Genomic DNA, 10675 nt, shown 5'->3' with positions numbered 1-10675 from the left:
AGCCCTCCAGGATGTTGAGGAAGCCGACGACGTTGGAGTCCACGTAGGCCTCGGGCGCCTCGAGGCTGTAGCGCACGCCCGCCTGGGCGGCGAGATTGACGACTGCGTCAGGCCTCACTTCGGCGAACAGGCCAGCCATGCCCTCGCGGTCGGCCAGATCCAGTTTGGCGTGACGATAGCCGGAATGGCGCTCGAGGATCGCCAGCCGGGCCGCCTTCAGCGCCGGATCATAGTAGGCATTGAGGTTGTCCAGGCCGACCACCGCCTCACCAGCCTCCAGCAAGCGCCGGGACAGGTGAAAGCCGATAAAGCCCGCTGAACCGGTAACCAGGATCGTCAAGGCCACGCCTCCCGACGGGCGCCGCGTTGAAGCCCTTCAGACGCTCTCTAGAGCGAGCCCCGTTGCCGGAGCCTTAAGGGTCAACGCCCGCTGAGGCCTGCCACCCGGCGCAGTGTGGCCGGCTGGGTCGTTTCGATGGCCTGTTCTGCGGCCAGACGACGTCCGTCCGCGACATCGCGTGCGCGCAGGTGGACGATCAGAGGCGACATTCCCGACAGCAGACCGGCCATCAGGCCAAGACGCCCTTCGCGCCAACCTCCCTGCACCAGATAGCTGCGGGCCAGTTCGCCAATACCCTGACCCAAGCTCATGGCCAGGCCAGCGGTACGACCGGTGTCGACCACGTCCTCGGCACGCAGTGCGGTGAACCGGTTGAGACGTTCCATCAGACTCCCGACGTCGCGTCCCAGCAGACGCCGGATCGCCCCGGTCAGGGCGCCTCCCGATTGCCCGGCCATCGCCACTGGCGTCCGCACGCGTCCAGCATCCCACGATTTCAGGCCGCGCTTGTAGAGACGTGGCTCTCGTCTTGCACTCAGCACGCCGGTCCAGCCGTTTCGGACGAGGCTCTCGCCAATATAGTTGTCGATCGGCAGTTCGTACCAATCACCGGCGCGCCGCATCTGAAGCACTGCGCGGATCTCCCAGGCCAAGGCGGCGTCTATGCGGTCCTCGGGCTCAACCTCGAGCACCCACTCACTGGAGCTGGCTTCGACGCCAGCCATCCGCCGGTGACTCTCGAGCGGGAAGATACCGTCAATGACGATGGCGCCGTAGCGTCGGGCGATTTCCTGCGAACGGTCGGTGCAGCGGTCTGCCACCACCACGATCTCGTCGCAGAACGAGAGCTTGCGCAGACAATCCGAAAGCTGGGCTTCCTGATTTTGGACACAGACAACGGCCGACAACTTAACCACGGTAGACCTCTCGGGCGCTCCGCTTCGGAGCTCGTCATGGATTAGACGCCGCCCCTTGGACCTGCCCCCCAGCCAAGCTTTACCTTTTGTTCAGAAATTGGTCGCGAATCGCACACCGAAGGTGCGGGGGCGTTGCGGGGTGGCCTGGCGCAACTGTCCAAAGCTGAACGGGTTGCCGTAGGCGAAGGTATCTCCAGTGTCGTTGAACGGGTTGCTGACAAAGGCGGTGGCCCGCCAGGTATCGGCGGCGATCTCCACCGAAAGGCGAGCGCGCAGGTACTGTTCCATCTTTGGCGAGAGACTGGCGTTGAAGCTGAGAGACGAGGGGCCGACGTAGTTGGCTTCACCGATCAGGCGCAGGGCGAGATCATCGGTAAGCGACCGTTGATAGACGGCCAGAAGGCCGCCGGAGGCTTTGGGCACGCCTGGCAGCGCTCCGGTGACCTGGGCTGCGAAGTCGGCGTTGGCGTTGCGAATGCGGGAGTCCGCGAACAGTCCGTTGACCTGCAGGGAGAGACCGAAGGGCCAATCGTAGCTGGCTTCAGCCTCGAGTCCCACGATCCTGGCATCGGCGACATTTGCCGTGTAGGCGAGGCCGGAGGGGCGGTACTGGTCGGTCTGGATGTTGGACCAGTCATTGACGTAAACGGACGCGCGAACGTTAAGGCGATTGTTAAGCCGGCGAAACTTCGCACCGATCTCATAATTGCGCAGGCGGTCCGGCGCGAAGGTCGCGCGACGCGCGGCGATGGCGAACAGTCCGCTGGAGTTGAACCCTCCGGATCGGTATCCCTCGCTCACCAGGGCATAGATCAGGTCACCGGACTGGAACTCTTTCTGGAGCGCGATCTTGGGAGAGAACCCCTGGAAAGTGCGCGTGCGATCAAAAGATCTGGAGTCGTACGGGAGAGTCACCGCCACATCCGACTTCGTATGCACGCGATTCTCGAATATGCGCCCGCCGACCGTTGCGCTCCACCCGTCCGCGAAATCATAGACCCCTTCGCCGTAGAAGGCATATTCTGACCGTCGGTCCTTGCGGCTTTCGGCGTAGGCGGTGGTTACCAGCGGGCCCACCGAAAGGATCTTCAGCGAGGAGGGGGTCCGCTCTACGGTTCGCGCAGTGTAGACCCCGACCAGCCAGTTGAACCGCCCGGCGCCCGGCGAGCGCAGCATGAGATCCTGGATGAGCATGTCGGCATTGGCGGCCTCGAAATAGGCGCCAATATCGCCAGTGCGGACAACGAAATTGCCGGCAAGGGTCGCGGAAGCATCATACTGGCTTGAATAGACGTGGTGTACGTAGCTGGCCGATGAGGTGAGGCTGCCCCAGTCGAAGTCTCCCTGGATGGTGGCTCCGGCGTAGGTGAAGTCGTTGTTGTGGGCTTCACGCACGCTGTTGGTCCGGACGGGAGGCGGGGCGCCTGCAGAAGGCCTTGACGCCGTACTGCCGGCGACGGTGACGTACTGTGTATCGTTGGAGTGCAGATTCTGGACAGCGCCGGCGATGTCCATCCGCCAGGCGTTCGAGATCTGCGCGCGGAGAGCCAGACGGCCCCCGCTACGGCGGGTCTGATCGACGTTGGCGAGGCCCAGGTTGATGTTGTCGAGGTATCCGCCCTGGAGATCATCATAAGCGACGAGTCGGGCGGCGAGCCGTCCTGGAACAATCGGCACGTTGATGTAGCCGTCGACCTCGTAGCTTTCATCGCCGCCATTGGTCGCGGAGAGAGAGCCCGCAAGGCCGGCTGACATGCTCTCGAGCTCCGGTTTTCGTGTGACGATGCGATAGACTCCGGCCAGGGCTCCGGACCCGTAGAGCGCGCCTTGCGGGCCGCGGATGATCTCGATCCGGTCCAGGTCTACAAGTCTCAGATCGGGGTCTGGCGCATTGTAGTTGATCGGCGCCTCGTCCAGGTAGGTGCCCACCGTTGAGCGGGTGCGGCCGGTAAAGGCGCCGTCCGACAGCCCTCGAACAAGCAGCTTGTCGCGACCGGGACCGAGGTTCGTCGTCTGAACCCCCGCCAGCTGTCCCACGGTGCGCCCGATGTCCACCGAGCCCGTTGCGGCGATCTGTTGCCCTGAAATGGCGCTTACGCCGGCAGGCAGGCGATCCATGGCAACGGGGCGCCTGGTGGCGGTGACCACAACCTCGGCAAGGAGTGGCGGCGGCCGAGGTGGTTCGACAGGAGCGGGGGCGGGCTGGGCTACCGCCACAGGGTTGGCCGTTATCCGAACAGTGCGGGTGTCAACAATCCGGTAGCGGCAGGGCGCGTCGTCGAGCAAGCGGGCCAAGGCTTCATCAAGCGTGAAGCGGCCTCGAAGGCGTGTGACGCCTCCGGCCCCGCATGATGCAGTTCCCAGAATGGAAACGTTGGTCTGTAGCCCCAGATCGATCAGGGCATCAGCGTAGGATCTCGGCGGGATCGCCAGATTGAAGCGAGAGTCGGCGGCCTCAGCGCGTCCCGCCACGCAGGCGAGAGCAACGCCGCTCAATAGAGTCTGCGAAAGCAGGCTTCGCCCGGCTATGATAACAGGTCCTCATTAGCGATCCGACGTCCTATCACGCCGCAGGATCAAACCTGCGTCCGAACGTACCGCGCTTATCGGAACCAGCAAGGCCAAGCGTCGAATTACTGCGTCCTGATTGTCCAGTACGAGAACGCCGGAAACCGGGACCGCCCCAAGGGTGGCGTCATCTATGCGGATCGGTGTCGACCACTGCTGATTCAGGTCGGCGATGACCTCTGACAGCGGTTGCTCTCTGTAGACGAGCCGTCCTGTCCGCCAGGCCAGCACTTCGGAGGCTTCGGCCTTCACGACCAGCGTTCGGGCGTTACCCTCAACATGATCGAGGCGCTGACCCGGGCGAAGACGGTAGGCCTTGCCGTATGCACCCTCAGCCGGACGGACCTCAACGGCGCCCCGCGCCACCGTCACGGACAGTTTGCCCTCCCGGCGTCGTACGTCGAACTGGGTTCCGACCACGCGCACGGTACGGTCGCCGGCGGTGACAAAAAAGGGTCGCTCCGCGTTATGGGCGACGTCAAAAACGGCCTGGCCCTGATACAGTCGTACTGTCCTGGCGCTTCGCGAGAGGGATACCGTCAAGCGAGTGCCAGCATTGAGATCGACCCTTGACCCGTCGGCCAACGTCACGGAGCGTCGTTCACCCTTGGCGGTCGCATAGGTCTCGGTGCTGGTCGACGAGATCAACTGGGGCGCCGCCATAACGGCCAGAACGGCCGCTGCAGCAATCCCGAAGCCGCCAACGACCATTCTGCGATCTGGCGCCGGCCGGATCGATCGCTTCGCGGACAGACCCTGAGCGATGGGTTCCGCATTGGCGGCGACTTGTTGGGAAACCCTCATCGCCAGATCAAACGCCGAAACATTGCCAGGCGAAGAAGACAGCCAAGCGTCAAAGGCGATTGCTTCCGCATCTCCAAAGATACCGGCTTCAAGACGCACGACCCAACTCGCCGCGTCTTCGCAGCGCGCCTCGTCGTTCTGTCGCCAGGTCTTGATCATGCACCCTTCCAAGGCTGCCGCATGCGACCGCCTGTCAGATGCATAGACGTCGCCGAACCGCGTCGCCCCCCCATCGGAAAATACAAGTTTGAGTAGATCAAGAGATCAACCTTTGGGTGACGTTCTTCAGTCCGGCGGAGATATGCTTTTCTACTGACTTGACCGAGATGCCCATGATGCGGGCCGTTTCGGCATGGCTGCGGCCCTCCAGTTTGTGAAGCCGAAAAGCGCGCTGCATCTGTGGTGGCAGGCCTGAAACGGCCTCAACCAATTGCCGCAAGCGCTGACGAGACGCGGCCGCTTCATCCGCCGGCGGCTCAATGGCTATGTCATCCTCGCCTATAGAGGCGTGAGCCACCCGCCGCCATGCCGCCTCGCGCGCGCTGGATCGCGTATCGCCGCGCACCCGGTCGAGCATGACGTTCGTCGCTACCCGATAGATCAGCGCTACAGGATTCTCGATCATCAGGGCGTTCGGGTCGCGCGTCGCCAACTTGAGATAGAGTTCCTGCGCCAGATCCTCTGCCGTGGCGGCCGAACCCGTACGCGCAGCAAAGAAACGCACGAGGTTCGTCCTGCGTTCCAGATAGATTTCCAGGAGCGGGTCTGTCGGGCGCGACGCCCGGTCATGTCCGGTGACCATGCTCATGCCGATGACGCCGCTGTTGTGGCAGTCGGGCTTCGACGGGCGAGCGGGCAAGGGATCAAGGGTTCCATGGCCGAACAAAACTAAAGCGCTGCCTACTCATGCCCTATTCCGCTGTTTGCGCCAAATCTGCGAGGCACAGGAATTGGTCCCGTGAAGCGATTCGTTTCGAAACACGTCTCGCTAAGCAGTAGCACTGAGCCAGCATGCCCTGAATGCAGCCATTTCCACAGGGGATGCGTAGATTGTCGCGACTGCAGGGGCCTTGGTGCTGGCCCGGCCCCTGCAGACGAACTATGGAATTCCCACGGCGAGTGCGCGCGAGGGGATGCCTCTGTGCCGGTTTGGGACCCAAGGAGTTGCCGTAAATGAGCCTGAAGACCGTACCGGGACTCGAAAGTGCGCCGACGAAACACGCCCGACTGATCCGGTGGGTGCGTGATATCGCCGAATTGACACAACCGGACCAGGTGGTCTGGTGCGATGGTTCGGAAGGCGAGTGGAACCGGCTCACGGGCGAACTGGTGGCGGCTGGCACGCTCAAGCGACTGAACCCCGAAAAGCGCCCGAACTCGTTCTATGCCGCCTCGGATCCTCGCGATGTCGCCCGCGTGGAAAGCCGGACTTTCATTTGCTCGGAGAAGCCGGAAGACGCCGGCCCCACCAACAACTGGCTCGACCCGAACGAGATGCGTTCGGACCTGACGGACCTGTTCCGGGGCGTCATGCGCGGCCGCACGATGTATGTGGTGCCCTTCTGTATGGGCCCCTTGGGGTCTGCCATCAGCCAGATTGGTGTTGAAATCACCGACAGCGCCTACGTGGCGGTATCCATGCGGATCATGACGCGGATGGGCCAGGGTGCGCTGGACGTGCTCGGTGACGACGGCTTCTTTGTTCCTGCCGTGCACACGGTGGGTATGCCGCTGGTGGATGGCGTCAAAGATGTCACCTGGCCCTGCAACGAGATCAAGTACATCGTCCACTTCCCCGAGAGCCGGGAAATCTGGTCCTACGGCTCCGGCTATGGCGGGAACGCGCTACTGGGCAAGAAGTGCTTTGCACTGCGCATCGCTTCGGTCATGGCCCGCGATGAGGGCTGGTTCGCCGAGCACATGCTGATCCTCAAGCTGACGTCGCCCGCAGGCGAGTCGAAGTTTGTGGCAGCCGCCTTCCCCAGCGCTTGCGGCAAGACCAATATGGCGATGCTGGAACCGACCCTGAAGGGATGGAAAGCCGAGACGATCGGCGACGACATTTGTTGGATGCGGTTCGGTCAGGACGGTCGGCTTTACGCCATCAACCCGGAAGCCGGCTTCTTCGGTGTGGCGCCCGGTACCGGCATCGAGACCAACAAGAACGCGATCGAGGCGCTCTGGGGCAATTCGATCTTCACCAACGTGGCCCTTACCGATGACGGTGATGTCTGGTGGGAAGGCCTGACACCGGAAGCGCCGGCGCATCTGATCGACTGGCAGGGGCGCGACTGGACGCCGGACAGCGATACGCCCGCCGCGCATCCGAACGCCCGTTTCACGGTGCCCGCTGCCCAGACGCCGGTTATCGCGCCTGAGTGGGAGGATCCGGCTGGGGTGCCGATCTCGGCAATACTGTTCGGCGGACGCCGCGCCTCTGCTGTGCCGTTGGTGACCGAGGCCCGCGATTGGCAGCACGGCGTATTCATGGCCTCGAACGTCGCTTCGGAAGGCACGGCAGCGGCGGAAAACGCCATTGGAGAACTGCGCCGCGACCCGTTCGCGATGCTGCCATTCTGCGGCTACAACATGGGCGACTACTTTGCTCATTGGCTGAAGATGGGTGCGACCCATGACGCGGCAAAGCTGCCCCGGATCTACTTCGTCAACTGGTTCCGCAAGGACGAGCGGGGCAAGTTTGTTTGGCCTGGTTATGGCGACAACAGCCGGGTGCTGAAATGGATCACCGAGCGGCTGGACGGCACGGCTGACGCTGTGGACACGCCTATTGGGCGCGTGCCGACCCGGGCCAGCCTGGACACCTCCGGCCTCAACATGACCGAAGCGCAGATGAACCTGTTGCTCACCGTGGATCCGGCGATCTGGTTGCAGGAAGCAGCCCTGATCCCGGAGTTCTACGAGCGGTTCGGTGAGGCCACGCCCAAGGCGCTCTGGAATGAGTATGAAGCGTTGGTGACGCGTCTGAAGGCGGCTGCTGCCCCAGAACGTGTTGTTGCCGCAGAGTAGCCTGGGCAAGTTTCGCTGAAATTTGCGGTCGATGGTTGCGCTTTAGCCTCCCGACACTACTCGCAGGGTCGGTTGGGCTCCCGGCTTCTCGCCGCGTATCTGTCCGACGAGGTCGAAGAGGGCGTTGCGGATATCCTCATCGCTGCCCGACTCAACGGTCGCGGCCAGCGCTTCGAGGTGAGTGGGCATCACCCGCAGGGCTGAGCTGGAAACAACCTCCATCACCTTGGGCGCGCAGGGAAGGGCTCGTTCAGTTTCATCAAGCAAGGCTTCTGTCAGTTTCTCGCCCGGTCGTAGGCCGGTGATCTCGACATCGATGCTCCGGCGGCCCGACAACGCGATCATCTGCTGCGCCAGATCCATGATGCTAACCGGCTCACCCATTTCGAGAAGGAACAGTCGTGAGTCGCGACGCTCGTCGGCGTGACAGGTGGCAGTGGCGTGAAGCACCAGTTGCGCCGCCTCCGGGATTGTCATGAAGAAACGAGTCATTTCGGGGTGGGTCACCGTGACCGGGCCCCCGCGTTCGATCTGGGATTTGAAGATCGGCACCACCGAACCAGACGAGCCCAGCACATTGCCGAATCGCACGGCGGAGAAGCGGCAGCCTTCGCCCGTGCTTTGCTGAGCCTGGATGACGGCTTCGGCCAAACGTTTGGTGGCGCCCATCACGTTGGTGGGATCGACAGCCTTGTCGGTGGATATCAGAACCATCTGGCGGGCGTCGCAGGCCCGCGACGCCTCTGCGACATTCCAGGTGCCGATGACATTGGTCAGGATGCCCTCGGTCGGATGTCGCTCGACCATGGAAACGTGCTTCAAGGCCGCAGCATGGAAAACCAGCTCGGGACGTTCCCGGGCAAAGATGGCGGTCGTTCGGGTGGCCGACCGGACGTCGCTCAACACGGCTTTGATCGCGATGCTGGGAAAGGTCTCGCGAATTTCCCGCTCGATCTCGAATAGGGCGGTCTCGGAGAAATCGAGCAGGATCAGGCGCGCGCAGTTGAAGCTGGCCACTTGTCGACAAAGTTCAGCGCCGATGGAACCACCTGCGCCGGTAATCAACACGCGGCGACCCTGGATGAGGTCTCCGACCGCATGCCTGTCGAGCTCAATAGGCTCGCGGGCCAACAATTCCTCGATGTTGATGTCACGCATGGGCAGAAGGGTGACGCCATCGTGTTGGGACAATTCAACAATTGAAGGCAGGCGCAGCAGCCGGATGCCATCGTTCTTGAGGCGGCCAAGCAGATCTGCGGTCAGGCCCTTGAGCTTGCCTGGCTCCTCCGCCAGGGCTTCGTCGAGGCGATCGATGGCCTCCAGAATGCAGACGCCCCGGACCTGCTGCCCCACCTCGCGACGGTCTGTGCCAATGATGCCGACAGGGGCATAGGGGTGGTCATGGCTGCGCGCGACGCCGCGCAGATAGGTGTCAGCCAGAGATGAGGGGCCGATCAGCAGCAGCGACGAAGCGGGCGAGGCGCGGTCGGACGCCATCTGCAATGGGGAGAAACTCTCCAGCGCGTTCTCGTGCTGCGCGCGGCGCGCGATACGAGCGCCCATGCAGATGAACATCTGGAGCAGAGGCGCCATCACCAGGGTCGAACGCGGGAGGCCCTCGGCGCGATCCAGTACGAATACGGCCAGCAGAAACACCCCTGCCGTCAGCAGAGCGCAGCGTGCCAGTACAAGTGCGTCAGGAATTGAAACATAGCGCCAGGGCGACAGCTCGCGCTGGAAGATCAGGCTGAAGATACCCGCGAGGGCCGCGAACATGGCGCAAAGTTGGAAGAAGGAAAGGGCGCCATCCTGACCGAATCCAAGTTCTGGTTGGGTTGGGGCCACGAAAAACGCAAGCGCGAACGCGATCGCTGCCAATAGCATATCCAGCAGGATCGTCTGGGCGCGGGCGGCCATACGCTCCATTTGTTACACTCCTCTGGAAATGCGATTCCTAACCATAGCCCTCGGCCAGTCTGTGACCAACATCCTTAATCCAGCTTCGTGCGGGGTCGATACACTGGCCCAATCGGAAAATGGAAAAGCCGTCGCGAGTCTGCGACGGCTTTTCTGATCGTCTAGATCAAGGGTTCGGGGCCTAGAAGGTGAACTTCAGGCCACCGACGACGCGGCTTCCGTAAATCTTGCCGAAACCGTGCTGGTCGGTGTCATGATAGCGGATGTCGGCGCTGAGGGTATCGGTAAACGCATAGCCGACACCGACGTTCCAGGTTCCGTAATCCAGGTCGCCCCGGACCTGCTGGTAACCCAGCGCGCCATTAACCGTGAACTTGCTGTCCGGGATCGCCGTGGAGAAGTTGACCTCGGTGTAGACAGCTTCGCCGGTCTTGCCGAAGAACTCGGGCGAGTAGAACATCGCGGCGCCCAGAGTGAAGGGGCCGGCCGGGACCGAGGCCGCGATCTTGCCCTCGAAGTAGTCCTGGTTCGAGCCGTTGGGCGAACCCGCGTAGCCGTAGAAAAAGACGGCCAGATCGAAGGTGATCGCACCGGCGACGGGCTTCACACCAGCGTACAGGTCATACTCGAAATTGGTGCCATTGCCGAAATCCACGTTTGACACCCAGGCGCCGGCATAGCCGATGTCCATGAAGCTGGCGTCGACCCCACCGAAGACGGACAGGTCTTCGTCGGTCTGGCTGATGCCGCGGAAAACGTAATCATTGTTGGCGCCGACGTTGAAGGCGAACTTCGGGCCGGAGTCCTGGGCGGCCGCAGCGCCGGCCATGGCAAATGATGCAACAGTGGCGGCGAGCGCGATTTTGAGCGTTCTCATTGGTTTTATCCCCTTATGTTTCCGACCGGCCAAGGCCAGCGGTAAAGTCATGGTCGTACGTGGAGCCCTCAGATCAACGGGAGGGGCAGCGTTCAGCGAAGGGGCAAAGTTGCTGATAATTTATTAAGCATCCTTGTCGTCGCAGTGCTGAAGTTTTAGTCGCAAATCATTCGCAATTCAAGGTCAGCGCGCGACCAGGGGTGCGAATCCCAAGTGCGAGCCCGC

The 10675-nt window shown here is 62.5% G+C and carries 8 protein-coding genes; 1 reads left to right on the top strand and 7 read right to left on the bottom strand.

Features of this window, described 5'->3' with window-relative positions:
* The 5 genes from ACIQ42_RS10175 to ACIQ42_RS10155 all read right to left on the bottom strand — a co-directional run.
* Positions 1–340, bottom strand: a 340-nt coding sequence (locus tag ACIQ42_RS10175; RefSeq protein WP_397422086.1) for a GDP-mannose 4,6-dehydratase, incomplete at its 3' end; no start/stop codon positions are given.
* Between the two features lie 80 nt (positions 341–420).
* A complete protein-coding gene (locus tag ACIQ42_RS10170) occupies positions 421–1257 on the bottom strand; it encodes a glycosyltransferase family 2 protein (RefSeq protein WP_397422085.1) in 837 nt (278 codons plus the stop codon).
* Positions 1258–1347: 90 nt separating this feature from the next.
* Complete coding sequence (locus tag ACIQ42_RS10165) at positions 1348–3753, bottom strand: TonB-dependent receptor (protein ID WP_397422084.1); 2406 nt, start codon at positions 3751–3753, stop codon at positions 1348–1350.
* A 48-nt stretch (positions 3754–3801) separates the two neighbouring features.
* Positions 3802–4788, bottom strand: coding sequence for a FecR family protein (locus ACIQ42_RS10160; RefSeq protein ID WP_397422083.1), 987 nt, complete (start codon positions 4786–4788; stop codon positions 3802–3804).
* Between the two features lie 97 nt (positions 4789–4885).
* On the bottom strand, positions 4886–5488 hold the full coding sequence (locus ACIQ42_RS10155) for an RNA polymerase sigma factor (protein WP_397422082.1): 603 nt from the start codon (positions 5486–5488) through the stop codon (positions 4886–4888).
* A 314-nt stretch (positions 5489–5802) separates the two neighbouring features.
* On the opposite strand from ACIQ42_RS10155, the gene ACIQ42_RS10150 reads away from it, so the two are divergent.
* Positions 5803–7656, top strand: a complete 1854-nt coding sequence (locus ACIQ42_RS10150) for a phosphoenolpyruvate carboxykinase (GTP) (RefSeq protein ID WP_397422081.1) — start codon at positions 5803–5805, stop codon at positions 7654–7656.
* A gap of 42 nt (positions 7657–7698) precedes the next feature.
* Here ACIQ42_RS10150 and ACIQ42_RS10145 read toward each other — a convergent pair whose 3' ends face one another.
* Both ACIQ42_RS10145 and ACIQ42_RS10140 read right to left on the bottom strand, forming a co-directional pair.
* Complete coding sequence (locus ACIQ42_RS10145; RefSeq protein WP_397422080.1) at positions 7699–9582, bottom strand: polysaccharide biosynthesis protein; 1884 nt, start codon at positions 9580–9582, stop codon at positions 7699–7701.
* 172 nt (positions 9583–9754) lie between these two features.
* Complete coding sequence (locus ACIQ42_RS10140; RefSeq protein ID WP_397422079.1) at positions 9755–10450, bottom strand: TorF family putative porin; 696 nt, start codon at positions 10448–10450, stop codon at positions 9755–9757.
* Positions 10451–10675: the final 225 nt, after the last annotated feature.

Source organism: Phenylobacterium sp. (assembly GCF_044372605.1).
Classification (GTDB): domain Bacteria; phylum Pseudomonadota; class Alphaproteobacteria; order Caulobacterales; family Caulobacteraceae; genus Phenylobacterium.
This window is presented reverse-complemented; position numbering and strand designations above follow the sequence as displayed.

Excerpts from the sequence above, each read along its gene's own strand:
- ACIQ42_RS10160 (WP_397422083.1), bottom strand. The coding sequence starts at position 4,788 with ATGATCAAGACCTGGCGACAGAACGACGAGGCGCGCTGCGAAGACGCG.
- ACIQ42_RS10145 (WP_397422080.1), bottom strand. The coding sequence starts at position 9,582 with ATGGAGCGTATGGCCGCCCGCGCCCAGACGATCCTGCTGGATATGCTA.
- ACIQ42_RS10150 (WP_397422081.1), top strand. The coding sequence starts at position 5,803 with ATGAGCCTGAAGACCGTACCGGGACTCGAAAGTGCGCCGACGAAACAC.
- ACIQ42_RS10140 (WP_397422079.1), bottom strand. The coding sequence starts at position 10,450 with ATGAGAACGCTCAAAATCGCGCTCGCCGCCACTGTTGCATCATTTGCC.